This is a genomic window from Phaeodactylibacter sp. (assembly GCF_022763345.1).
Lineage (GTDB): Bacteria > Bacteroidota > Bacteroidia > Chitinophagales > Saprospiraceae > Phaeodactylibacter.
This window is the reverse complement of the sequence record NZ_JALEGS010000040.1, coordinates 80,015-103,545: the sequence shown is the minus strand read 5'-3', so window position 1 is coordinate 103,545 and position 23,531 is coordinate 80,015. Positions and strand designations below refer to the sequence as shown.

The 23,531-nt window shown below is 51.2% G+C and carries 22 protein-coding genes; 13 read left to right on the top strand and 9 right to left on the bottom strand.

Annotated elements, in window-relative coordinates; translation table 11 throughout:
* The first annotated feature begins 145 nt into the window (after positions 1 to 145).
* From glpK to selD, 3 genes are read left to right on the top strand one after another with little or no spacing between them, the layout of a single operon-like run.
* Positions 146 to 1,639 (top strand): glycerol kinase GlpK, encoded by a 1,494-nt coding sequence (gene glpK, locus MRY86_RS11110; protein ID WP_293564347.1) that lies wholly within the window; start codon positions 146 to 148, stop codon positions 1,637 to 1,639.
* A gap of 6 nt (positions 1,640 to 1,645) precedes the next feature.
* The gene (mnmH, locus tag MRY86_RS11105) at positions 1,646 to 2,686 is read left to right on the top strand and encodes a tRNA 2-selenouridine(34) synthase MnmH (protein ID WP_293571452.1); all 1,041 of its coding nucleotides are present in this window, start codon (positions 1,646 to 1,648) and stop codon (positions 2,684 to 2,686) included.
* 1 nt (position 2,687) lies between these two features.
* Complete coding sequence (gene selD, locus MRY86_RS11100; RefSeq protein ID WP_293571450.1) at positions 2,688 to 3,725, top strand: selenide, water dikinase SelD; 1,038 nt, start codon at positions 2,688 to 2,690, stop codon at positions 3,723 to 3,725.
* Here selD and lpxB read toward each other — a convergent pair.
* Genes lpxB through surE form a run of 3 tightly spaced genes read right to left on the bottom strand, consistent with a single transcriptional unit; the run spans position 3,722 to position 5,937 of the window.
* Entirely contained in the window at positions 3,722 to 4,861 is a 1,140-nt protein-coding gene (gene lpxB, locus MRY86_RS11095; protein ID WP_293564095.1) for a lipid-A-disaccharide synthase, read from the bottom strand. The genes selD and lpxB overlap by 4 nt on opposite strands.
* Entirely contained in the window at positions 4,858 to 5,160 is a 303-nt protein-coding gene (locus MRY86_RS11090) for a hypothetical protein (RefSeq protein ID WP_282781959.1), read from the bottom strand. The genes lpxB and MRY86_RS11090 overlap by 4 nt, the downstream gene beginning before the upstream one ends.
* Before the next feature lie 3 nt (positions 5,161 to 5,163).
* Complete coding sequence (gene surE / locus MRY86_RS11085; protein WP_293564094.1) at positions 5,164 to 5,937, bottom strand: 5'/3'-nucleotidase SurE; 774 nt, start codon at positions 5,935 to 5,937, stop codon at positions 5,164 to 5,166.
* 163 nt (positions 5,938 to 6,100) lie between these two features.
* On the opposite strand from surE, the gene hemH reads away from it, so the two are divergent.
* Positions 6,101 to 7,201, top strand: a complete 1,101-nt coding sequence (gene hemH, locus MRY86_RS11080; RefSeq protein ID WP_293564093.1) for a ferrochelatase — start codon at positions 6,101 to 6,103, stop codon at positions 7,199 to 7,201.
* Positions 7,202 to 7,266: 65 nt separating this feature from the next.
* Entirely contained in the window at positions 7,267 to 8,196 is a 930-nt protein-coding gene (gene ctlX, locus MRY86_RS11075) for a citrulline utilization hydrolase CtlX (RefSeq protein WP_293564092.1), read from the top strand.
* A gap of 49 nt (positions 8,197 to 8,245) precedes the next feature.
* Here the strand turns inward: ctlX and MRY86_RS11070 are convergent, their stop codons facing one another.
* Positions 8,246 to 8,566: a DUF3467 domain-containing protein gene (locus MRY86_RS11070; protein WP_293564091.1), complete on the bottom strand. Its 321-nt coding sequence runs from the start codon at positions 8,564 to 8,566 to the stop codon at positions 8,246 to 8,248.
* 74 nt (positions 8,567 to 8,640) lie between these two features.
* Here MRY86_RS11070 and MRY86_RS11065 point away from each other — a divergent pair, with 74 nt between their 5' ends.
* Positions 8,641 to 9,432 carry a class I SAM-dependent methyltransferase gene (locus MRY86_RS11065; RefSeq protein WP_293564090.1) on the top strand — a complete coding sequence of 264 codons (792 nt, stop codon included), beginning with the start codon at positions 8,641 to 8,643 and terminating at the stop codon, positions 9,430 to 9,432.
* Between the two features lie 62 nt (positions 9,433 to 9,494).
* On the opposite strand, the gene MRY86_RS11060 is transcribed toward MRY86_RS11065, so the two are convergent.
* The 3 genes from MRY86_RS11060 to MRY86_RS11050 form a co-directional block, all read right to left on the bottom strand.
* Entirely contained in the window at positions 9,495 to 11,036 is a 1,542-nt protein-coding gene (locus MRY86_RS11060) for a zinc-dependent metalloprotease (protein ID WP_293564089.1), read from the bottom strand.
* A 63-nt stretch (positions 11,037 to 11,099) separates the two neighbouring features.
* Complete coding sequence (locus MRY86_RS11055; RefSeq protein ID WP_293564088.1) at positions 11,100 to 12,602, bottom strand: zinc-dependent metalloprotease; 1,503 nt, start codon at positions 12,600 to 12,602, stop codon at positions 11,100 to 11,102.
* Positions 12,603 to 12,766: 164 nt separating this feature from the next.
* On the bottom strand, positions 12,767 to 14,305 hold the full coding sequence (locus MRY86_RS11050; protein ID WP_293564087.1) for a T9SS type A sorting domain-containing protein: 1,539 nt from the start codon (positions 14,303 to 14,305) through the stop codon (positions 12,767 to 12,769).
* 321 nt (positions 14,306 to 14,626) lie between these two features.
* Here MRY86_RS11050 and mdh point away from each other — a divergent pair, with 321 nt between their 5' ends.
* From mdh to MRY86_RS11015, 7 genes are all read left to right on the top strand, one after another.
* Positions 14,627 to 15,559: a malate dehydrogenase gene (gene mdh / locus MRY86_RS11045; RefSeq protein WP_293564086.1), complete on the top strand. Its 933-nt coding sequence runs from the start codon at positions 14,627 to 14,629 to the stop codon at positions 15,557 to 15,559.
* Between the two features lie 237 nt (positions 15,560 to 15,796).
* The gene (locus MRY86_RS11040) at positions 15,797 to 16,351 is read left to right on the top strand and encodes a SelL-related redox protein (RefSeq protein WP_293564085.1); all 555 of its coding nucleotides are present in this window, start codon (positions 15,797 to 15,799) and stop codon (positions 16,349 to 16,351) included.
* Positions 16,352 to 16,460: 109 nt separating this feature from the next.
* The gene (locus MRY86_RS11035) at positions 16,461 to 17,561 is read left to right on the top strand and encodes a VWA domain-containing protein (protein WP_293564084.1); all 1,101 of its coding nucleotides are present in this window, start codon (positions 16,461 to 16,463) and stop codon (positions 17,559 to 17,561) included.
* A 96-nt stretch (positions 17,562 to 17,657) separates the two neighbouring features.
* On the top strand, positions 17,658 to 18,560 hold the full coding sequence (locus MRY86_RS11030; protein WP_293564083.1) for a hypothetical protein: 903 nt from the start codon (positions 17,658 to 17,660) through the stop codon (positions 18,558 to 18,560).
* Positions 18,561 to 18,568: 8 nt separating this feature from the next.
* A complete protein-coding gene (locus tag MRY86_RS11025) occupies positions 18,569 to 19,225 on the top strand; it encodes a hypothetical protein (protein WP_293564082.1) in 657 nt (218 codons plus the stop codon).
* Between the two features lie 184 nt (positions 19,226 to 19,409).
* Entirely contained in the window at positions 19,410 to 20,564 is a 1,155-nt protein-coding gene (locus MRY86_RS11020; protein ID WP_293564081.1) for a sensor histidine kinase, read from the top strand.
* Positions 20,561 to 21,310, top strand: coding sequence for a LytTR family DNA-binding domain-containing protein (locus tag MRY86_RS11015; protein WP_293564080.1), 750 nt, complete (start codon positions 20,561 to 20,563; stop codon positions 21,308 to 21,310). The genes MRY86_RS11020 and MRY86_RS11015 overlap by 4 nt, the downstream gene beginning before the upstream one ends.
* Positions 21,311 to 21,314: 4 nt before the next feature.
* Here the strand turns inward: MRY86_RS11015 and MRY86_RS11010 are convergent, their stop codons facing one another.
* Both MRY86_RS11010 and MRY86_RS11005 read right to left on the bottom strand, forming a co-directional pair.
* Entirely contained in the window at positions 21,315 to 22,379 is a 1,065-nt protein-coding gene (locus MRY86_RS11010) for an arginine-tRNA-protein transferase (RefSeq protein WP_293564078.1), read from the bottom strand.
* A gap of 59 nt (positions 22,380 to 22,438) precedes the next feature.
* The gene (locus MRY86_RS11005; RefSeq protein ID WP_293564077.1) at positions 22,439 to 23,527 is read right to left on the bottom strand and encodes a GNAT family N-acetyltransferase; all 1,089 of its coding nucleotides are present in this window, start codon (positions 23,525 to 23,527) and stop codon (positions 22,439 to 22,441) included.
* Positions 23,528 to 23,531 lie beyond the last annotated feature (4 nt).

The following is a 23,531-nucleotide window of genomic DNA, read 5'->3' as shown; positions in this document are numbered from 1 at the left end:
TCCGGGGGCAATAGTTGACTGGCCAGCTATATTTTTGCAGGCAGCCAATTGTTGGGAAATCAAATGAGATTCCTTGCAGATATGCCCACAATTTATATTTTTGGCATACTACCCTTAATCAAATCATTATTACATCAAGATTGATATGGACCAATATATCCTTGCTCTTGACCAGGGGACTACCAGTTCCCGGGCCATTCTCTTTGATCATGAAGGCAGTATCGTTGCCACCACACAACAGGAGTTCACCCAGATTTACCCCAAAGCGGGCTGGGTAGAGCATGACCCCAACGAAATTTGGAATACCCAGCTGAAGGTTGCCCAGGGTGTCCTTCGCAAGCAGGGGGTTTCTGCCGACCGTATCGCTGGCATCGGCATCACTAATCAAAGGGAAACAGCCGTGGTGTGGGACCGCAACACGGGGGAGCCTATCCATAATGCAATTGTCTGGCAGGATCGGCGTACGGCAAAAATCTGTGACCAATTAAAGCATGATGGGCACGAACCTTACCTGCGTGAAAACACTGGCCTCCTTGCTGATGCTTACTTCTCCGGAACCAAGGTCAAATGGATCCTCGATAATGTGGAAGGGGCCAGAGCTAAGGCCGAAGCGGGTGAACTGTGCTTCGGAACGGTGGACTCCTGGCTTATTTGGAAACTCAGCGGTGGAAAGCAACATGTGACGGATTATACTAATGCTTCACGCACCTTATTATACAATATCAAGAATCTGGAGTGGGACGATCACCTGCTCGACATCCTCAGCGTGCCTAAGTCTATGCTTCCTGAGGTGAAATCCTCAAGCGAAGTGTACGCCGAGACCCAAGCCTACCTTTTTGGCAAACCGATCCCCATTGCCGGGATTGCAGGCGATCAGCAGGCCGCGATGTTCGGCCAGGCTTGTGTGAAGCCAGGCATGGGCAAAAACACCTACGGTACCGGCTGCTTCATGCTGATGAATACCGGGCACGAAATGGTCACTTCCAAACACGGGCTGCTGACCACGGTAGCCTGCGGGCTAGACGGGAAGCCCATGTACGCGCTGGAGGGCAGTGTTTTTATCGCCGGCGCTGCCATTCAGTGGCTGCGAGATGGGTTGAAAATCATCGATGAATCGCCGGATTCTGAATACTACGCCATGAAAGTCGTAGATACGGATGGCGTATACGTCGTGCCTGCATTTGCCGGCCTGGGCGCGCCCTACTGGGATATGTACGCCAGAGGCGCTATTTTCGGCCTGACCCGCGGTACCGGTAAAGCCCATATCATCCGGGCTACGCTGGAGTCTCTAGCCTACCAAACGAAGGATGTACTGAATGCGATGGAAAAAGATGCCGGCTTTCCACTTCAGGCGCTGCGGGTAGACGGCGGAGCGAGTGCGAACAACCTCCTCATGCAGTTCCAGTCCGATATGCTGGACGTACAGGTAGAACGGCCGAAGATTATCGAGACAACGGCCCTGGGCGCTGCCTACCTCGCCGGGTTGGCCACCGGTTACTGGAAACCGGAAGAATTGGAACAAAAATGGCAATTGGATATTGCGTTCCAGCCGGAGATGGCGGCTGAAGAGCGGGAGCAGCGTTATGAGGGATGGCAAAAAGCCGTCAAACGCAGCATGGATTGGGAAAAAGCAGAGTAAACGTACATGGCCATAACTTATATTTCCCCGGAGCAAGCTGTCGCACAGCTGAAGGACATACCCCTATTGGATGTCCGTACGCCAGCTGAGTTCGGGGAAGCGCACATCACGGGCGCACTTAATTTACCACTCTTTTCAAATGAAGAACGGGCAGAAGTAGGCACGCTTTACAAGCAGGTGAGCCCTAAAAAAGCTTTCCTGCGCGGCCTTGAGTTCGTCGGTCCCAGGATGCGGGAATTGGTAGAGCAAGCAGAAACCCTGGCGCCGGCTGGGAAGGTGCAGGTGCACTGCTGGCGGGGCGGACAGCGAAGCAGCAGCGTAGGCTGGCTGCTGGACCTGAGTGGTTTTGAAGTACAGGTCATTAAAGGGGGGTACAAAGCTTACCGGACCTGGGTTCAGGAAGCGCTTGCTCAGGTAAAGGCAAATTTCCTGATCGTTGGCGGGCCTACCGGTGCCGGAAAGACGGAAGTCATTCACGCGCTGAAAGCTGCAGGAGAGCAAATCATTGATCTGGAAAAACTGGCTCATCATAAAGGTTCTACTTTCGGTGCATTGGGCGAGGCTCCTCAGCCAACCGTGCGGCAGTTTGAGAATGACCTGTGGGAGGCATTCCGGCAGCTCAATCCGAAACAACGGATTTGGCTGGAAAATGAAAGCCGGGCTATTGGCAGGGTTTACATCCCGGAGGGCTTTTGGAAAACGATGATCCTGGCCCCCTTATTCGACCTGCAGGTGAGCCACGAAGACCGGCTCAACCGCCTGGTGCAGCAGTATGCATCCTTTTCTGATGCCCAGCTGGCAGAAGCTTTTGAACGGATCCGAAAGCGGCTCGGCGGGCAGCACCTAAAGGCGGCACTGGAATCTCTGGAGAATAAAGACTACCATAAGGCTGCCGAAATAGCCCTTGTTTACTACGATAAAGCCTATCACCACCATACCTTTGAAAAGGTAGGGCGGCAGACCGTTTATCCAATACCGGTAGAAAAAGACGATCCGGTTCAAACTGCCCAAACCCTAATTGCGTTCGCAAATCAAAAACAACACTGAAATGGAATATAAGCTTACCGAATACAGCCACGGTGCCGGCTGCGGGTGCAAAATCGCTCCTAAAGTCCTGGATGAAATCCTGGCGCATGCTAATGCAAAAGCACCTTTTCCGGGCCTTCTGGTCGGCAATGACAAACGGGACGATGCAGCGGTTTTTGATTTGGGCGACGGCACAGCCATCGTAAGTACCACCGACTTTTTTATGCCCATTGTAGATGATCCGGTTGACTTTGGGCGGATCGCTTCCGTGAATGCCATCAGCGATATTTATGCGATGGGGGCTACGCCTTTGGTCGCCATTGCCATTCTGGGGTGGCCCATAGATAAACTACCGCCCGAGGTAGCTAATCAGGTGATTGAAGGGGGGCGTCAGGCTTGCCAGGAGGCAGGCATTCCTCTGGCAGGGGGGCATAGCATCGACAGCCCGGAGCCGATTTTTGGGCTCGCCGTGACCGGCCGGGTAAAGAAGGAGGAAATCAAGATGAACGGAGGCGCCAAAGCAGGGGATGTGCTTTTTCTGACCAAACCCCTGGGCGTAGGCATTCTAAGCACGGCGCAAAAGAAGAAAAAACTGAAACCAGAGCATAGTACTATGGCCCGCGACAGCATGGTTCAACTCAATAAAGTGGGCGCTGTTTTTGCCCGCCTCCCGTATGTACATGCCATGACGGACGTGACAGGCTTCGGCCTATTGGGGCACCTGAGCGAAATGTGCGAAGCCAGCGGGCTGAGTGCTACCGTGAACTTCAGGCAGGTCCCACTGCTCGACAAAGCGATATTGGATTACTACCTGGGCGAAAAATGCATACCTGGTGGCACTCATCGGAACTGGAGCAGCTACGGCCATAAAATTGAAGACCTGCCTGATGAACAGCGCTTTTTGCTTTGCGACCCTCAGACTAGTGGAGGGTTGCTGACAGCAGTAGCGCCCGGACATGTGAGCGACTTTAAGAAAGCGGCAAAGGCAGAGGGGTTTGATTTGGAGCCTTTGGGTGTCCTGGAAACACAGCGCGCAAAGCTGGTCCGCGTTACAGATTAGCTTTCAGCCTGAGCGTACTGAACCATTAGGTGGGCTGCTTTCCGGGAGGCGCCACCCTGTCCGATCAGGTCTTTCAGAGCGGCGTAATCTACCTTCATAGTTTCCCGGCGGTGGCCACCGGTCAGAATGGCTGACAGTTCTTCCTGTATCCGTTCCGGGTTGCAGTCGCCCTGTATGAGCTCCTTGACAACTTCCCGGTCAGCAATAAGGTTAACCAGAGAAATATAATCCACATTCACAACCTGCCGGGCGATATAGTAGGAGAGGGGGCTACCTTTATAACAGACCACCTGAGGCACCTCAAACAGGGCGGTCTCCAAAGTGGCGGTGCCGGAAGTCACGAGGGCTGCTTCCGCATGTTGCAATAAGGCATAAGTCTGGTTGTCGGTAAAATGAACCCGCCCGGTAGCCTCTTTAGAAAGCGGTGACTGCTGTATAACCCGCTCGTAAAACGCCCGCTCCTGCGAAGGTGCGCCTGCAATCACAAACTGATAATCCGGGAAAGCCGGGACGATGGAGAGCATGACGTTGAGCAGACGCTCGATTTCCTGTTTGCGGCTGCCCGGCAGCAGAGCGATGATGGGAGCGTCATTCAGTTGGTGGACTGTAGTGAAATCTACAGGCGCTTCGAAGGCCTCCACCACATCCATGAGCGGATGCCCGACGAAATCGACCTCATAGTCGTACTTCGCATAAAAGTCACGCTCAAAGGGGAGGATTACAAACATACGGTCCACACTGGCCTTAATACCGTGCACCCGGCTGCTGTGCCAGGCCCAAATCTGTGGGCTAATATAGTAGAATACCCGTATGCCCTGTGCTTTAGCCCACTTTGCGATACGTAGATTGAAGCCCGGATAGTCAATCAAAATGAGTACATCAGGCTGGTAGACGAGAATGTCCCGCTTGCACATTTTTATATTCCCAAGAATAGTGCGGATATTCTTGAGGACCTCCCAGAAACCCATAAAGGCCAGGTCCCGGTAATGCTTCACCAACTGACCGCCCTGTGCTTCCATCAGGTCACCGCCCCAGATCCGAAAATCGGCTTGCTCGTCCTCGGCTTTAAGCCCTTTCATCAGATTGCTGCCGTGCAGGTCACCTGATGGTTCACCGGCAATGATGTAGTACTTCATGAAAGAATGTATTTCCCAAAGTAAATGACCCAGGCCGCTACCAGGACGACTGTGGCAAGCACTATGCCCCGCATGGATTGAGTAGCACGCGCTTTCATGAACTTATTCAGCGGCAGCAGGTTGAGGCAAATAGCAATTACAGCGGATGTCCGTTCCCGAAAGTAAGGGGAGAAACCGCGTTCGCTCACTACGCCGCTATTTTCCAGCATGCCATACCCAAAATAAATGAGCGCAAAGCCAAGTGCGGGCAGCAGCAACCCGATCAGCACACCATAAAAGAGGTTGTTTCTCTGGAACATGCCTTACAGTTTTTCGATTTGCTTGAGGGTCTTGATGGCCCGGTAATTGGTCAGGTCGTGCATGGAGGGCACTACCGAGATATAGTTATTTTCCAGCGCCCAGATATCAGTATCATCGGCTTCGTCATCATTGGAGAAGCGGCCGGTGAGCCAGTAGTATTTTTGCCCACGGGGGTCTTCAGCTTCTGTGAATTCTTCGATCCAACGGGCATCCGCCTGACGGCAAACCCGCAGCCCTTTGAGCTCCGATCGGGAAATAGCCGGGATGTTGACGTTTAGCAGGCTGCCTTCTTCCAGCCCGTTATTCAAAACCCATTCCGCCAGGGTTGTCACAAAAGGCACACAAGGCTCAAAGTCCGCTTCGTGGGAATAGTCGAGCAGGGAAAGCCCAATAGACGGTATGCCTTCCAGTGAAGCTTCCATTGCCGCGGAAAGCGTACCGGAATAGATGATGTTAATGGAGGCATTGGACCCGTGGTTGATGCCTGAAAGGCACAAATCAGGTTGCCGGTCTTTGAGCACCACATGTTTGGCCAGTTTGACGCAGTCTACCGGCGTGCCCGAGCATTCGTAGGCTTCCACATCTTCAAACACCTGTTTGTTGGGGTGAAGCCGGATAGGGCCACTGATGGTGATGGCGTGCCCCATGCCCGACTGCGGAGAATCCGGGGCGACGACTACAACATCCCCCAGCGATTTTGCAATTTCCACCAGAGTGTGAATGCCGGGTGCGGTGATGCCGTCATCATTGGTTACCAGTATCAGAGGTCGTTTCATGGAATCGTTTTTGAGCCATGCCCGAAATTAGTGTTTTACCAAGTAGAAAACACTTAGGGCTGGGCAGGTGAGTGGCCAAAAATACATTAACATGGCCATAAATAAAAACAAGGTTTTAAACTTAGAAAGCAAGTGAGCGTTTGAAAAGTTGACATTCCGAAAAATGAGTACTAACAGACAGAACGAAGGCATGACGAGTATTGGAAAAAAAGGCGTATTACTGGTTAATTTAGGTACCCCGGACGCCCCCTCCCGGGGAGCAGTATACCGCTATCTCAAGCAGTTTTTGCTCGACCCCCGTGTAATTGACTACCCGTGGCTGCCCCGGAACCTGCTGGTGCGCGGTATCATTGCGCCTTTCCGCAGCGGCAGTTCTTCCAAGCTTTACAAAATGTTGTGGACGGAAGAAGGCTCTCCGCTCAAGTTTTACGGGGAGCGCGTCCGGGATGGCGTGCAGGAATTGCTTGGCGATGAGTACGTCGTGGAGCTCGCTATGCGCTATCAGAATCCGTCCATCGGCCATGCCATCGAAAACCTGGAGAAAGCCCTGGTCTCAGAAATAACGGTGATCCCCATGTTTCCACAATATGCTTCGGCCACAACTGGTTCGGTGCACGATGCGGTCATGCAGGAACTCTCCAAGCGGCAGATCATCCCGGATGTCAAAATGGTCAATTCTTATTACGACCGCCCCAGCATGATTAAGATATTCGCAGACAATGCCCGTCAGTTTGACCTGAACAGCTACGACCATATCATTTTCAGTTACCACGGCCTGCCGCAGCGGCAACTCCGCAAGGGCGACCCTACCAACAGCCACTGTACGAAAAAGGAGGACTGCTGTAGCAATATTTCTCCGGTGAACCAATTCTGTTATTCTGCGCAGTGCCATGCCACTACGAAGGCCATTGTGGCAGAGCTTGGGCTAAAGCCGGAACAGTATACAACCGCTTTCCAAAGCCGTCTGGGGCCGGAAGCCTGGGCACAACCCTATACCATAAAGACGATTGAAGAGCAGGCGGAGAAAGGTGCAAAACGCCTGTTGGTGTTCAGCCCGGCTTTTGTAGCCGATTGCCTGGAGACCATCATAGAAATCGGCACTGAGTATCAGGAAGAATTTGAGGAAATGGGCGGCGAGCATGTGGACCTGGTCCCCAGCCTCAACGATGACCCAAGATGGATTCAAACTGTTGCTGATCTGGTACTGGAACAGCAAAAGGCTAGCATTAGTCGTCAGGCAGCCACTGCTGAATCACAGTCATAAAAAAGCCGGGGAGGGGTGTTAGGTATCCCTCCCAAAACCTATCTTTGCGGCAAAAATTGCAGCCCGTGAAAGAACGCCAAATTACCAACCACCTTTTAATGGTGCGCCCAGCGCACTTCGGTTACAACCCGGAAACCGCCACCAATAACGCCTTTCAGAGCCTGAATCCTGATCTAACTTCTGATCAGGTGGAAGAAAAAGCACTTCAGGAGTTCGACACTTTCGTAGCCCGTCTGCGTGACGCCGGTGTGCAGGTACATGTAGTCGAGGATACTACCATACCAGTGAAGCCAGATGCCATTTTCCCCAATAACTGGGTCACCTTTCATCAGGATGGCACCGTAGCCACCTATCCGATGCATGCACCGACCCGCCGGAAAGAGCGGCGGGAGGATGTCATTGAGCAGCTTTCTGCTCACTTTGAGGTCCGTAACCGGGTGAAGTTTGAAGGCACGGAGAATGAAGACCGTTTCCTGGAAGGTACGGGCAGCCTTATCCTGGACCGTCCTAATCGTGTCGCCTACGCCTGCCTGAGCCCGCGTACGGAAGGGGCGCTGCTGGAATCATTTTGCGATAAGATGGGGTACGATAATGTTGCGTTCACTGCCGTAGATAGCGACGGGAAAGCCATTTACCACACCAATGTGATGATGGCGCTGGGCGTGGACTTCGTGGTCATTTGCCTGGATGCGGTCCCCGATAAAAAAGAGCAACAGTTGCTTAAGGATCGATTTGCCGCTACCGGAAAAGCGATTATTGAGATATCACTGGATCAGATGATGGCCTTTGCCGGGAATATGCTACAGGTAGCCGGTAAAGACGGCACGCCTTACCTCGTTATGTCAGAGCAGGCTTATCAATCGCTGACCCCTGCGCAGGTGGAATTGATTAGCCAATACACTCAGATTCTCCACAGCCCGCTGTACACGATTGAGCAGCATGGCGGCGGTAGTGCCCGCTGTATGATGGCGGAGATATTTCTGGAGGAAAAATAACTGGTAAATGGGCGAGGCTGCTTTCGGGCAGCCTCGCCCATTTGCCCCCTTAAGCCTGTGCTTTTGGCGTATTAAAACTCATCGGAGGGAACGGTGGCTGGCCGGACTCGTCAATGGCTCCAAATTGGGCTTCATATTTCTGGATATTTTCCTGTAAAGCTTTGAGCATCCGCTTGGCATGCTGTGGGGTCAGAATGACCCGCGACTTGACTTTCGCTTTAGGCACATTGGGCACAAGGCGCACAAAGTCGAGGATAAATTCTGAATTGGAGTGGGAAATGATGGCCAGGTTGGAGTAAATACCTTCGGCTACTTCTTCCGGCAACTCTATGTTGAGTTTATTTTGAGGGTTTTTCTTCTGGTCTGCCATGTTCTGGAACTATTTTTGTTTTCCTGTAATTTTAAAGATTGGCAATATCGCAATTAATCTCATGCCCGCAAAACATGAATACCTACCTACAAGCGAATCGTGAACTTTGGGACGGCTGGGCTAGCTTCCATCCGCAGACGGATTTTTACAATATGGAAGCGTTCAAAAACGGAGCGTCTTCTCTTATGGAACCCGAATTGCAGGCCCTTCAACCGGTCGATGGGAAAAGCCTGCTTCACCTTCAGTGTCATTTCGGACAGGATACCCTGTCCTGGGCGAGGCTTGGAGCTCGGGCGACAGGCGTGGATTTTTCAGGCGAGGCGATTGCTACCGCCCGCTCGCTGGCAGAATCAATGGGCCTTGCTTCCCGTTTTGTACAATCGGATGTCTTAGCGCTCGATTTGGAGGAAACTTTTGATATCGTTTTTACCTCCTACGGCGTCCTTACCTGGCTCCCGGACCTTAAGCGGTGGGGGGAAGTAGTGGCACGCCACCTAAAGCCTGGCGGCATTTTCTTTATTGCCGAGTTCCATCCGGGCCTTATGATGTTCGACTTTGACACCGGTAAATATATCTGTAGTTATTTTGGGACCAAGGAGCCATCTTTTGCAGAAGAAGTCGTGGGGTCCTATGCCAGCCAGGAGGAAGGCACCACTCGCATGGAGTACACCTGGAACTACGGCATAAGTGAGGTCATCAATGCGCTGATGGGGCAGGGGCTGGAGCTAAAGGCTTTCGAGGAATATCCGGCATCACCTTTTGATTGCTTCCCGAATATGATAACAAGGCCTGATGGTTGGTTTGAGTGTGAAACTTTAGTGGGTGCGCCTCACCTGTTTACCCTGCTGATGCGGAAGCCTAAGTAATTGCAAAGCCTGAGCAGCGGCAGTGGCTTTTCTTAATAGGAAAGCCACTGCTGCTGCTTAAATTATTCAACAACAATTTGCTGAACAGCCTGTCCTTCCGCTGTTTGAAAGGACAGAAAGTATAGTCCTGCTGCCAGCTGTGCGGTAGGAAACTTCAGGGTGTGCCGCCCGGCACCGTAGTTCAGGGCTGTTTCCTGAAGAGGTTGCCCAAGGCTGTTGAATAGCCTGATCCGGCCATTAATCGGTGCATTGACTGTAAAATCGACTGTGAGGGCATTCCCCCCACCAACTGGCTGAGGGAAAACCCTAAGCGAAGTCAGTTGATTTATTGCGGCTACGCTGCTTACATCAGTAGTACTGAAAGTACCCACTTCCGAAATAGGTGCGCAGTAAGAATAGGCATTGTATGGGGTAATGCGCCAATAATAGTCGCGGTTAGCCACAAGGTCGGTCACCACAAGGGCATTACCTTCCACCACGTATTCTGACCGCAGACCAAAGGTCGGCAGGGGACTGATTTGCACAATGTAGTGGGTCGCATTTTCTACTGGTGCCCAGGAAAACAAGACTTCATCGAAAGGCAATTCCGCGCCCTCTTCCGGACTAAGGATCTCAGTGACAGTACCCGCTACAAGGTCCATGGGCGGTTCCTGAGAGATCCAGTCCGGGTTCTCATCATAGAGGTCAGCGCGCATGGCGGCAATCTGCTCCGGTGTAAACCTGGCCTGACAGGCATCATCGGAATACCCCATGATCAAGCTGCCATCCGAACGGAAGGTGGCACCGGTAGGGTCCGTTTGAAGCACCGGGCTTTCCCCATTGGCGTCGCAAAACCAGCGTTGAGCCAGATAGTCCGGTGGGGTATCGCAGAAACCGTCAGCGGCAAAGCTGCAGTTACTGCCATCCAGCAATTCTACGTAGGCGGTGTCAATAATCAAGGTGTCTTCAATCAGGGTGTCCTGAAAAAAAGTATAGTCATAGGTGATGATCTCGGGCGCCGGGTTGTTGTAATTGTGCGTTTGTGATCCATCGTGGCTGATACCGCCTTCCCAGCCCAGGAAGGGGTGGGGGATGGCCAGAGCATGCCCGATTTCGTGCGCCCAGGTATTGTCATTGGGCCCGGAGCAGCTTTTGCGCATAGCGATGCCTGCATAGGGGAGGTTGTAACCACAATTGCCGGCCGGATCATTGACAAAATAGATGTTTAAAGTGCCATCAACGTTGTTGGCAAACATCATTTCCGCGCCTTCCAAAACGGTCTCATGGGAGTACCAGGCAGAATTCATCAAATAATTGATCTCACCCGCCATAAAAAACTGAATGTTGGCTTCTTCGAAGCTCTCGTTGAGTTTGCAGAAGGCTGCTTTCAACCCGGAAAGGGAAAAGAACCCATTACCGGAATCAGTCCCTACGATGTGGATGGTGAGCGGGACATACAAGATCGTATCGTTATCCCGCTGATACAGCTGCGGGGCTTCCTGATAGCGTTTCAGCCAGTCAGATTTGCCAGGTGGGGTGCCACAGGGGAAGTCCCAGTTGGATTGTGCCTGGGCTGCTGTAGCCAAGCCAAGGATTAAAGCCAGTGCGTGTAAAATTTTTGCCATCGGTCTGCATTTTTCCGAAAGATAAACAATGGTGGGCAGTTCTCCATCCGGTAGCTGAAGTGCCTAACGGGACAGGCTTAGTTTTTCCACCCATCGCCCGGCGCTTGTTGTCAGTTCCAGGAGGTAAAACCCGGGGGGCAGCCCTCTCGTTAGGACCTCTGCAGTTTGCTTTCCGGGCTGAGCTTCAAACTGCAGGGTTTGTACAATCTGCCCGCTGCTGTTGATCAGGCGGAGCTGGGCCAGCTCATTTCCGGGAATTTTGTATTCCACATTGAAGTGCCCGATGCTCAGGCTAGCAGGTTGAGGGAACGCCCGGAGCCCGTAGGCCGCTAATGAGACATCTTTGCTATCCACAAAAGTGCCTACTGTGAACGCTTTGGGAGTGCTGTAGGCTGTGCAACCATCATAACGGGCGAAGGGGCGAACTTTCCAAATGTAAGTACGGTTGGATTGCAGGTTGTTGAGTGTCAGGCTATTGGTGGATGCAGTATAGCTCCTGAAGTTGATGGTCGAACCATTGAAAGGCACATAGAAGTCGAAGTCTATAGCGTAACCGATCGCGCCGGGCACGGCTTCCCATTCCAATGTAACAGAGCTGGTGACATCAAAAACCGCACCTGAATCGGGCGCAAGCAGTGCTACTTCAAAGGTATCTGGAATCAAGTCCGGCAGGAACGGGTTGAGGAGCAGCCCCGGGCGCTGAAACTCGATATTAGCACGCATGGCGGCAATTTGCTCGTCTGAAAAACGGTTCATGCAGCGGTCGCTTGCGTAGCTCATGAAGAAAGTGCCGTCAGAACGGAAGGTGGAATCTGCGGGGTCTTTTTGTTGTACATTGCTCAATCCTTGCATATTACAAGGCCACCGGTAGCTTAGATAGTCGGGTGGCGTATCGCAGAAGCCGTCACCTGCGGTACTGCAAAAGTCGCCATCCATCCGCTCCACCCGCCGGCCATTGATGAACGCCGGTGTAGGGTCAATGGGGCTGTAGTCCGTACCTTCCCAACCTGAAAAAGTATGGGGCAGGGAGAAAAAATGCCCAAGTTCGTGCGCCCAGGTGTGGCTATTGACACCGCTGCATCCCTTAGACATCGCTACTGCGTCAGCTCCGGGAGAGAAGTAGCCGCAGGCACCTCCGGGATCTTGTACAAAGTAACAGTTGACCGTATTTGGCACATTATTCTCTTGCATCATCTGGAAGCCTTGCCCAAATGTATGCTGGTAGTAGGTAGAATTGCTGATGTACCGGATGTCTCCCGCAATAAAGAATTGCAAATCGGCAGGCAAAAAATCCTCGTTTAAAGTACAAAGCGCATCTGCCAGCTGCTCACCGGTAAAAAAGCCTGATCCCTCATCTGTGCCGACCAGGTGGATGGTCATTGGAATATAGAGCAACTCATCTGAGCGGACGGCGTAATTTTCCGGGTTGCGCTGATAAGACTCCAACCACTCGATTTTTCCGGGAGGGGTGGCGCAGAAGTTGTCTGTTGCCTGGGCGGACAGTTCAGAATAACCAGCCACTAAAACAAACAGTATCAGGTAGAATGGGTGCTGATTTAAAATCATCTGGCAGATTTGTTATTTAACAGTTAATGTACAGGCGCTATCGTATTGTTGCCGCGCCCGGCCCAATAATAATGCCCAATAAAACAAGTAGTTCATTGGGCATTATTGGTAAGAAATAATTTGTCGTTTCTCTTTCAGAAAAAGAAGGACAGCAAGGCAGGAGGTTAGCGGGTGACGACCAACCGCTCAAACTGACGGCCCTGCGGGCTGCTGAGCCCAACGAGGTATACACCCGGGCTAAGATTTTGGGTGGACATTTCAATCGTATTGCTGCCGTGTTGCACCCTCACCTCGCCCAGCTGCACGATTTCCTGGCCTGCCATATTGTACACGGAAACCCGTGCTGAGAAAGCCTGATTGGCTTTAAGGTTGATCTGAACGTTGGCCTGCCCGCTTACGGGGTTTGGTGCCACATTGAACACCTCAAGCAGTTCGATTTCATCTGCTGCTACCGTGCTACCGGTGGTAAAGGCTTCGGCATCCGAGAACTCTGTGCAGGTCCGGTAAGCACTAAAGGGGCGCACCCTCCAGAAATAATTGGTATTCTCCAGAAGGCCATTGATTACTTTTGAGGTCCCGTAGACCACCTCGTCATAAACTGTAAGCGTAGCAGAGAAGGTAGGCAGGCGTGAAATTTGCAGGACATAAGCCTGAGCACCGGGCACTGGATCCCAGGACAAGTTCACCGCGTTAAAGCCTTCTACGATCTCGCTGTTAATCGGGCCGGTAAGTACGGGAGTTTCCGTTATTTCTTCCAGCACCGGGATGTGATTGCTTCTGATGTAAGCTCGTTGAGCAGAGGCCAGGTCTGCCTGCATCAAAGCAACCTGATCATCGGAGAAGAAGTACTCGTCCCTTGGGCAATTGAGGAAGTAGCTCATGAAGAGGCGTTCCTCCGGGTCAAGCACATCCCCATTGCGGTCCTTCACTTCCGTAGTGAAGTTGCAGTTGGACCAGCCAAAGCCAAAGTTGTAGTTGGGTGGCGTATCACAGATAAAGTCGCCCGCGCTTCCACAATTGCTCCCGTCTGCCACCTCTACCGGCGTAAAGTTATCCGGCGCAGTAGTTTGGTTAACGGTCGTGCCATGCGTAGCCGCCTCCCAGGGTTCGAAGTCCCAGCCATTGAAAGGGTGGGGGAGGCTGAAGAAGTGGCCAAACTCGTGGGTCATAGTTATTTCAGAGGTACCTACGTCATTTTTACGGATGACCAACCAGTCTTTGAAGGGAGAATAATACCCCAAAGTAGTCCCAATGCCACCACCCCCGGTATTGGCATTAGCGGGAATAAAAACATTGATGGCGTTGTTGTCCCTCGCAAATTCCATGATCGTATTTTGCGTGTTGGAGTGGTTTTCAAACACCGCATTATTGAAGATTTCATTGAACCCATCCTTGATGTAGAATTGAATATCAGCGGATGCGAAGTCTTCATTGAGGGCACACAGCTGGTCTAGGACTCTGGAAGGCGATACGCGGCCGGACCCGTCCGCCTGGCCAACCAGATGGAACTTTACAGGCACATAGCTGGTACTGCGTTCAGTGATCAGGCCTGCTTCCAGAGCAGCTTTGTTTTCGAGGAGGCGCTCGGTAAGGAGTTGTGCACCTTCGTGGTCAAGCCCGCAGGGGAAGTGTGTTTCCTGAGCCTGTGCGGAAAACAGGGCTGATAGTGCGATAAAAAGCAGAAGGAAGAACCTTTTAAACATTTCCAAGAGGTATTTTGCTGATGAAGGCCTCGGTAAAGGGAGGCGAAATTTGTTTTACTCCTTTCCTTTCCAGAGGTAAATTTGGCACCGCAAAAGTAGCAAAAATTTAAAATATGATTTGTCTACCGTGTGCCAAATCCGCCAAAATGTAATGCCAAAAATCCGGTAAGAGCCCTGAAGGAGTGATTAAACACAGCAGTTGATATGACGAAAGTTACTTCGGAAGCTGAAGATTATTAATTAAGTTTGCCTCGCTGACCCATCCTGAAGTAAGGTGCAGCGGATACACATAAGTCAACTAGCAAAAACCAATAAAAAATTATGAGTAAAGTAACCGTAGTCGGCGCCGGCAATGTGGGCGCAACCTGTGCTAATGTTTTGGCCCATAAGGACCTGGTTAACGAAGTCGTCCTCCTGGACATTAAAGGTGACATGGCGAGAGGAAAAGCGCTGGACAGCTGGCAGCAGGCTCCAATCGATTACTACAGCACCCGGCTGGTCGGAACAGAAGATTATGCAGCGACCGCTGATTCGGATATTGTAGTGATCACTGCCGGTATCCCACGTAAGCCTGGCATGAGCCGCGATGATTTGATCGCTACCAACGCCAAAATCGTTAATATGGTTTCCAGCTCTATCATGGAGCACTCGAAGAATCCTATTATCATCGTGGTTTCCAACCCACTGGACGTCATGACCTACGCCGCCTACAAAGCTTCCGGCCTTGATGCTTCCCGCGTATTCGGTATGGCGGGCATTCTTGATACGGCCCGCTACCGGGCTTTCCTGGCCACAGAGCTGAATGTGTCTCCCAAGGATATTCAGGCAGTGCTCATGGGCGGCCACGGCGATACGATGGTACCACTGCCCCGGTACACCACCGTAGCGGGTATCCCGGTGCTGGAACTCATTGATAAAGATAAACTAGATGCCATTGTGGAGCGCACCAAAGTAGGTGGGGGCGAACTGGTCAAGCTGATGGGCACCTCTGCCTGGTATGCGCCGGGGGCGGCCGCTGCTCAAATGGTGGAATCCATCGTACGCGACGAACAGCGCATTTTCCCTTGCTGCGTGCGCCTCGACGGGCAGTACGGCATTAATGATATGTTCCTAGGCGCGCCGGTGAAGCTGGGCAAAAATGGCATTGAGCAAATCATCGAGCTACAGCTCAACGATGATGAAAAAGCACTGCTGACTGAATCCGCCCAGCATGTTCGCTCCGTAATGGACGTATTTGAGAAGATGGACATCTAATTGTCCTGCTAGACATGCTTCGTGAGTAGGGCTTCCGTATTGTTGCGGGAGCCCTACTCTTTTTGGCAGGTGGATTGTTGCTTTTTTCAGACAAATTCCATTTTTGGAGTTGTGTTTTTTATCCGATATTTATCAGCGCAGACAGAAGAAAGCAGATACCCTGAAATACTTTCTTTGATTAGGGCAAGAACAATGTTTAGCCACTGGTGTTGAAGATTACTGAAAATTGAAAATTGTATGGAAACCAACCGTTTAGTTGAAAATGAGCTTTTGCAGGAAATGGTGACCAATGAAGGTGCCAGCCTCATGGCATTATCTGAAATCAGGCCGGTCTTGCTGGTTTTTCTGCGGCATTTTGGCTGTACCTTTTGCCGGGAAGCGCTCGCTGATATTTCCGAGGAGCGGGAGGCTATAGAAGCGTCTGGCTCAGAACTGGTTTTCGTTCATATGACCGACAATGAAATCGCCGAGCGGTACTTCAACCGCTACGGATTGGAAGGCGTGCAGCACATCAGTGATCCGGAGTGCAAATACTACACGGAATTCGGCCTGGTCAAAGGTAATTTCACCCAACTTTTCGGTTTGCAATCCTGGATACGGGGCTTTTCTGCGGGTGTGGTAGCCGGACATGGCATTGGCCCTCAGTTAGGCGATGGTTTTCAAATGCCCGGTGCCTTTGTGATTCAGGATGGAGAAATCAAGAACAGCTTCATCCACAAATTGGCATCGGACCGTGTGGACTACCTGGGGCTGGTAAAATGCTGTGAGGTGGAGAATGACACACCTGCCTAAACAGTCTTCCATATAAAGCATAAGACCTGGTCGCTCTGAACTTTTTCAGGGCGACTGTCATTTCATGTCTATAGGTCCGCAAAGGAGGCCTTACCAAAAAAACAGACTTATGATCGGTTGGAAATTCTCAGAATATGTTCCCGGACAGGAGGATGGCGCTTCTTTCGAGAAGCTGCTTAAATTGTTTCAGGAGTTGCTGGTGCACACCTCGGGCGATGTTAGCGAGGCGCTTTCCTGGCTCACCGAACTGGATAAGCAGTATGACCTGACCGATGAGGAGTATGGTATGGCGGATTTCATACAAGACTTGATTGACAAAGGCTATATTCAGCAGCAGGACCGGGACAACGCCAATTTCGTGCCTTCCGCTAAAATGGAAATTGCCCTACGCCAAAAGGCGCTGGAGGATATCTTCGGCAAACTCAAAAAATCAAAGCGTGGCAGCCATAACACCAATTTTGGTGGCGGGGGAAATGAAACGACTTCTGATCTCCGTCCCTTCCAATTTGGCGACCCTTTGGATCAGCTGGCGGTCTCGGAAAGCCTGCGCAATGCACAAATCAATCACGGCATCGATGACTTTAAGCTGACCCATGATGATCTGGAAGTGAAGGAGACCTTCTATCAGAGCCAGATGAGCACGGTCCTGATGATCGATATTTCCCACTCCATGATTTTGTATGGGGAGGACCGGATTACACCTGCCAAGAAAGTAGCCATGGCACTTTCTGAACTGATCACGACCCGCTACCCCAAAGACACCCTTGATGTCATTGTGTTTGGCAATGATGCCTGGCGCATTGAAATCAAAGATTTGCCTTACCTGGAAGTCGGCCCCTACCACACCAATACGGTTGCTGGTTTAGAATTGGCCATGGACATCCTGCGCCGCCGCAAGAATCCAAACAAGCAAATCTTTATGATTACGGATGGCAAGCCGACCTGCATCAAGAAAGGTAAGCGGTACTATAAAAACAGTTTCGGGCTTGACCGTACCATTGTCAACCGTACGCTCAATCTGGCCCAGCGCTGCCGGAAAATTGATATCCCTATCACGACCTTTATGATTGCCCGCGACCCTTACCTTCAAAATTTTGTAGAGCAATTCACTCAGGCGAATAATGGCAAAGCCTTCTACAGCAGCCTGCAGGGGCTGGGGGAGTTCATATTTCAAGATTACAAAAACAATAAAGGCAAACGCTACCGGTAATCATTAGCCTGTAGCCATTCCCGCAGGAAGGATTTTCAGTTGCTCAAAATATAGGAAGCCAACTGAACGTTATTCGGTTAGTCCAAAAACGACAGTATGATTTCCAGGCTAATCCAGTCTTTTGTTTGCGCTTTCCTTACGATTTCTGCCGTCCCGGCAGCGGCTCAGGCTCCCAAAGATTTCACCTACTTTGAAAGGGTAGAGGATTCCCTTTCCGGGCTTGCCAAAACGATTCTGAGAGACTCCCTTGCCGAGCACCGTTTGAAGGCAGACACAGAAATTAAAGCTCTGCTGAAGGAGGCGCTTTCCACTGACAATGCCTTCCAATATCCCTTTTCCGGATTACAGGGTATTTCCATTCAGTATCCTCAGGACAGCACGTTCCGGATATTCACCTGGCAATTGTACGTGAGTGAAAACGATTACCGTTACGGTGGTTTTTTGCAGCAGCGTTCAGGCCGTGTTTACCCGTTGGAAGACCATTCGGCAGCGGTGCGCATGCCGGAGTATGAGGTCATGAGCCCCGATTACTGGTACGGTGCGGTTTACTACAACATCAAGCAGGCGGGCAAAAAACGGGACCGCCATTACCTGCTTTTTGGGTACGATGGGTATGAGCTGTTCCGGAAGCGGAAGCTCGTGGATGTGCTCGTTTTTAAGGATGGGGAGCCCAAATTTGGGGCGCCGGTTTTCCAACATGGCCCGGGAAAAGTCAAGCACCGCGTGGTGCGGGAGTATTCCGCAGAAGTCAGCACCCGCCTCAATTACGATGATGTACTGGAGATGATCATGTTTGACCACCTGATTGGTCAAAACGGGCCTCACGGTGAAGGGCTAACCTACTACCCCGATGGCAGCTACGAAGCCTATAAGCTTGAAAAAGATGGCAAATGGGTACATGTGGAGAAAGTCTTCGATCAAGTCTCTGAAGAAGCGCCTCGCCCGTCACCTATTCTGGACAATCGCAAAAAAGATATCTTTGGGCGCGGAAACCAATAACTGCTGCTTTGATTGAAGAACACCACCTCAGCGTTCAACGCACTGCCCGCTATTTTACGCTTGGCCATTGTACAGCGCAGACCAACTGCCTGGTTATTGCCTGCCACGGTTATGGGCAGTTGGCTAAGCATTTTATTAAGAAATTTGATGTTATTGCTCGCCCGGACACGGTGGTGGTGGCTCCGGAAGGGCTTTCTCGTTTTTACTGGGGCGGACTTTCCGGCAACGTGGTATCGAGCTGGATGACTAAGGAGGACCGGTTGGCTGAAATTGCGGATTTTTCGGCTTATCTAACCCAATTGCACGGACACTTCACAGCTGATTTGCCAGCCAATGCCCAGATTATACTGCTAGGCTTCTCTCAGGGCTGCGCCACACAGCTCCGGTGGATGGCCCGTGAAAAGCCTGCCTTTTCTCATCTCGTCCTTTGGGCAGGAAGCATTCCTAAGGATATTGACTATACGCCTGTCCGGAGTTATCTTCAAGGTAAGCCTTTGCATTTTGTACACGGTACAGAAGATCCCTTTATCACGCCGGAACGCGTAGCCACGCAACAAGCACTTGCCGCGCAATTGCCTATGGAGTATCAGGTGCATACTTTTGAGGGAAAACATACGGTAGAACGGGAGGCGCTGCGGGACCTGTTTGAGCAAATCCGGCCCTGATTAAAAAACAAATCCGCCAGTGGGTGTCTAGCCACGCTGGCGGATTGTCGGGAATGCAAATCTGTATTTTTATAACCTATTCAGGTTTATCATTATCACTTACAATTACTAATTTGCCACTTACGGACACTGAATTCAAATAATTGTAGCAGATAGCCTTGTTTTTGTAGCAGAGACTGGAATAATGAAAATCACGCATGCCCAAGACCGGCTTTATGAAGCATTGCGCAGAGACCTGGTGCAGCACCTGGTATTCGGGGCAGTGGTGCTGATCGTGGTTTTTTGCTTTTTTGCTGTGCACGCCTGGTATCAGGGCAAAGCAGAACTGCTGGACACCTTCGGCTATCAGCGGGAAGCCTTCTGGAAAGTATTCCGCGAAGCCCTCGGTTACACGCTCATGATGGGGGTGCCGGTTTATTTTAATCTGTTTTTTGTGTATCAGGGGCGGCTGCAGGATTTTCTGACCCGAGGCATCAACGACCGGAAGTGGGTGAAAAATGGTTCTTTCTATCTTTTTTTGTTGCTGAGCCTTATCACCGCCGTGGTCTTCTCCTTTATCTACGCTCCGGTCATGCACGCTGCCTTCGACATCATCGAACAGCAGTGGTACGAACTGGTCATCGCTATTCTGGTCTTCATCCTTTGCACCACAGGAATTTCCTATACCAAAGAAGCCATTGAGCGCAGCCGGGAACTGGAACGGAAAGAGCGCCTGGACATCATCCGCCGCCGCCGGGAAGCCGAGCAGCAGTTGAACTTCATCAAACGGCAAATCCGGCCCCATTTTTTGTTTAATACCCTGGCTAACCTTCAGATTCTTGCCCGGCGAAAATCAGAGGGCTTACCCGACCTGATCGGCGAATTGTCGCGCTTGCTGAGGCACCTGGTCTATCAGACCAATGAGCGCCTGGTGCCCCTTCAGGATGAACTCCGTTTTATTCGAAGTTACGTCGAGCTACAGCGGCTTCAACTGGGCGCCCACACTCTGCTGGACTACCGGGAAGAAGGGCAGGTGCCCGATAACGCCCGGATTGCCCCAATGATTTTGCTGCTCTTTGTAGAAAATTGCTTTAAGCACTACAACAGCCGTGGAGCAGGCGAAAAGCTCATACAAATCCACTTTGAAATCAAGGAAGGGTGGTTGGAAGCCTGTATCCGCAATACCTTCAAGCCTCACGCCCGCAATGAAGGCACCGTAGAAGGCCAAAAAGCCAAGAGTGGCATCGGGCTTTCCGCAGCCCTGGAAAACCTGGAACTGGTTTACGGCGGGCGGTACCTGCTGGAGGTGGACAAGTCTGCGCCTTACTATACCATTAACCTGAAAATCCCCGTGCTATGAATGCAGTTTACACCTTTATCATTGTTGAGGATGTGGCGCTGCAAAGAGAGCACCTTACAGACCTGTTGCACAGCCGGTTGGACCTGCGGTTGCTCCGGGCATTTGACAATGCCGAGGATGCCTACCTCTATCTTTCCGATAGCGGAACCCCTGACCCGGATCTCATTTTTCTGGATATTGAAATGCCTGAAGCCAGTGGGTTCAATTTTCTGGAAGCCATTCAAAAGCTCCCGGTAAGCCCCAGGGTCATCATCACTACGGCCTTCGCGGAGTATGCCGTTAAAGGGTACGATTATGACCTTTCAGGTTATCTGCTCAAGCCTATTGAGGAAGAGCAGCTGAACAAAGCCATTCAAAAAGCGCTGCGGAGCCTTGAACAGAAGGAGGACAACAAGCCCGCACCTAAACAGGAAGCACACCTGCTAATCAAGATCAAAAGCAAGTGGGTCAAACTGGCGTATGAGGAAATCCTCTATGTGGAGGGCGCTAACGTTGACGTACGTATCGTAACGATCGGCGGAGCCTATACTACCCGCGACCGTATCAAGAATTTGCAACAAAAACTGCCAGGCAATCACTTTATGCGTATACACGACAGCTTTGTTGTTAATCTGGACCACATTAGAAGCTATGCCAGTAATTACACGTTTTTGGAGTTGCGGTCTGTGCCGGAGGGGGGCTTGGAAAAATTGCCGGTAGGGCCAAAATACCGCGATCAGTTTCGGGAGAGCCTGGCACCGGAGTAGGCTTTTACTGTAGCTTAGCTCCCTGTCGCAACGCCTGAAGCAGATGCCCCGGCGTTCGGCTCTCTTCCAGCATTCGCTCTATGACCAATAGCTCTACGAAATTTGTCCGTTTATCAAAGGACTCGGTATAGGAGTGGTTGAAGTACAGTTGAAGGTCATCAAAGAGCGCTGCAACCATCAGTTTGTAGGACGAAACACTCGGATCGTAAACGATAATGAGGAAACGCCGGTTGTGCGCCCTTGGAGAACAAAGCAGAAAGATGGGGTAATCAAAATAAGGGGCACTCCAAAAACCGAACAGATTGGCTTCGAAAAGCGGATAGTTCAGCAATTGGCTTTTGTACCCTTTATGGGTCAGAAACTGCTGCATTTCCTGAAGGCGCGCATTCATGGTACCCAGCGGGGTCTCTGTTTCTGTCAGTTCGGTATATGGGCGCCAGGCGTGGAGGCTTAGGTCAAAGTATTCTACATCGCCAATTCTTAGTTTGTAATCAAATCTTGGATACCCCGGCACAATATAACCAGGATAGTAATAAAGCAGGTTCCGCTCCATCGAGTATTCAATCTCTCTGAGCATGGTGAAGAGGCCCAGGCTATACTTTTTGTAGTCCGGGTCATAAATCCCCATAATGCTTGCCGAGCTGTGGTGCCCGAGGTCAAAATAGCTCAGGCCAATGAGCTTGTCCTTATCGTAAACCCTGACTTCATAAGTCCTGAAAATATTGAAGTCTTCGCCATCCATCAGGGCATCGCGCAGGGTAGGGGCCAGCATGCCGGAGAAGGAAGCCTTGTAACGGCGGTAAAGCCTTTCTTTTTCGGGTGTAATCACAGCCTGGCCGATTTCGGATTCGAAATAGCGGTCCACTTTTCGGTAAACCTTTCTGAGGCTTTTCCGAAACCGGTAGCCTTTAAGCGGTAGCCGGACCCAAATGGCAGAATAGTAAGAACGGCCAAAGCAGAGAAAGTGGGTCGTGAAGACCGTTTGCCCCATACGGTACCAGCCTCGGGAGAGGTAAGCATCCAATTCTTCAGGCAACAGTAATTCAGGATAATGCTTCTCTGCAAACATGTTAAGCTCTTATAGAGGCGATATTAACAATAAATACTCGAAAAAAGCGGCTGATCAGGTTATAAAAAACTGGCATTCCGCATTTCTCTTTCCAACAAAGTTACGGTGGGCTCCAGTTCGAGCTTTTCCCCGACAATTTCCATAATGGCCATCGGGTAACGGACAACTGTGGGCTTGTGCGCCATAACTTCCTGATAGGTAGGGACATGGTGTACACCAATGCCAAAGAACTTGATGTCCAGTACAGCGTATTGCTGCAACTCCGGTATAAAAACGACCGCAGGACAGTACCTTGCCGGCTCTGGTGTGCCGATCAATAGCAGGAGTGGGAATTCCAGAAAGGGTAGGGGGCGGTTGTCGAAAAAACGGATGTCAAACAGGGCGTACTCCAGCAGGTGGCTATCCAGGCCAGCGATTTGAAGCTTGTTTTTTAGCGTTTTCAAAGCCTCCCGCATTTGATTGACCGGGATTTGTTCCGGAGCGACTTCCGTTTCAGGCACCCATTCGCGTGTTTGCAGCAAGAAAAATTCAAGGGGCCCTACCCGTTTTTTGTAGTCGAACTCCGGATAGCCGGGTACCACATAGCCAGGGTAAAAGTAAGAGCGGCCTGTTTGCTGCGCGTACCGGATTTCTTCCAGCATCGTGAAAAAGCCCAGGCTATAGCGGCTCCATTCCGGATCGTAAATGCCTTGACTACTGTAGAGGCTTTCCTCACCAAGGTTAAATACACTGAATGCGATAAGGTTGCCCTGATGAAAAACCTTTACGCAGCGGGTATCAAAAGTGAAAGGGCCTGCTGGTTTTGCCTGATACACTTCCAGGTCAGCAAGGGGGCGGTCGGGGAAGGCTGCCTGATACTTTTCGTGAACCTGTTCCATCGCCTTGTCCCAGGCCATGTGCATGCCTGAGCGCACCTCAAATTGCTCCTGTACCTTTCGGTAGAGCTTTCTTAGGCTTTTGCGAAAGCTGTACTCCTGCAAGTCAAGCCGAGTGGGGATGGTGGAATAAATCCGCCCGTGCATTTCCGGTGGGAACCGCATGAAGTGGGATGTATAAATAGACTGCCCTGTACAGCGCCAACCTGCCCGGAGGTAGTCGTCGAGCTCAGCCGGAGATACGCGTTCAGGATGACGGATTCTGGAATGCATCGCG

Bases quoted from the DNA above. Each gene is read 5' to 3' on its own strand.
- glpK (WP_293564347.1), top strand. From the start codon at position 146: ATGGACCAATATATCCTTGCTCTTGACCAGGGGACTACCAGTTCCCGG.
- mnmH (WP_293571452.1), top strand. From the start codon at position 1,646: ATGGCCATAACTTATATTTCCCCGGAGCAAGCTGTCGCACAGCTGAAG.
- selD (WP_293571450.1), top strand. From the start codon at position 2,688: ATGGAATATAAGCTTACCGAATACAGCCACGGTGCCGGCTGCGGGTGC.
- lpxB (WP_293564095.1), bottom strand. From the start codon at position 4,861: ATGAAGTACTACATCATTGCCGGTGAACCATCAGGTGACCTGCACGGC.
- MRY86_RS11090 (WP_282781959.1), bottom strand. From the start codon at position 5,160: ATGTTCCAGAGAAACAACCTCTTTTATGGTGTGCTGATCGGGTTGCTG.
- surE (WP_293564094.1), bottom strand. From the start codon at position 5,937: ATGAAACGACCTCTGATACTGGTAACCAATGATGACGGCATCACCGCA.
- hemH (WP_293564093.1), top strand. From the start codon at position 6,101: ATGAGTACTAACAGACAGAACGAAGGCATGACGAGTATTGGAAAAAAA.
- MRY86_RS11070 (WP_293564091.1), bottom strand. From the start codon at position 8,566: ATGGCAGACCAGAAGAAAAACCCTCAAAATAAACTCAACATAGAGTTG.
- MRY86_RS11065 (WP_293564090.1), top strand. From the start codon at position 8,641: ATGAATACCTACCTACAAGCGAATCGTGAACTTTGGGACGGCTGGGCT.
- MRY86_RS11060 (WP_293564089.1), bottom strand. From the start codon at position 11,036: ATGGCAAAAATTTTACACGCACTGGCTTTAATCCTTGGCTTGGCTACA.
- MRY86_RS11055 (WP_293564088.1), bottom strand. From the start codon at position 12,602: ATGATTTTAAATCAGCACCCATTCTACCTGATACTGTTTGTTTTAGTG.
- MRY86_RS11050 (WP_293564087.1), bottom strand. From the start codon at position 14,305: ATGTTTAAAAGGTTCTTCCTTCTGCTTTTTATCGCACTATCAGCCCTG.
- mdh (WP_293564086.1), top strand. From the start codon at position 14,627: ATGAGTAAAGTAACCGTAGTCGGCGCCGGCAATGTGGGCGCAACCTGT.
- MRY86_RS11040 (WP_293564085.1), top strand. From the start codon at position 15,797: ATGGAAACCAACCGTTTAGTTGAAAATGAGCTTTTGCAGGAAATGGTG.
- MRY86_RS11035 (WP_293564084.1), top strand. From the start codon at position 16,461: ATGATCGGTTGGAAATTCTCAGAATATGTTCCCGGACAGGAGGATGGC.
- MRY86_RS11030 (WP_293564083.1), top strand. From the start codon at position 17,658: ATGATTTCCAGGCTAATCCAGTCTTTTGTTTGCGCTTTCCTTACGATT.
- MRY86_RS11020 (WP_293564081.1), top strand. From the start codon at position 19,410: ATGAAAATCACGCATGCCCAAGACCGGCTTTATGAAGCATTGCGCAGA.
- MRY86_RS11015 (WP_293564080.1), top strand. From the start codon at position 20,561: ATGAATGCAGTTTACACCTTTATCATTGTTGAGGATGTGGCGCTGCAA.
- MRY86_RS11010 (WP_293564078.1), bottom strand. From the start codon at position 22,379: ATGTTTGCAGAGAAGCATTATCCTGAATTACTGTTGCCTGAAGAATTG.
- MRY86_RS11005 (WP_293564077.1), bottom strand. From the start codon at position 23,527: ATGCATTCCAGAATCCGTCATCCTGAACGCGTATCTCCGGCTGAGCTC.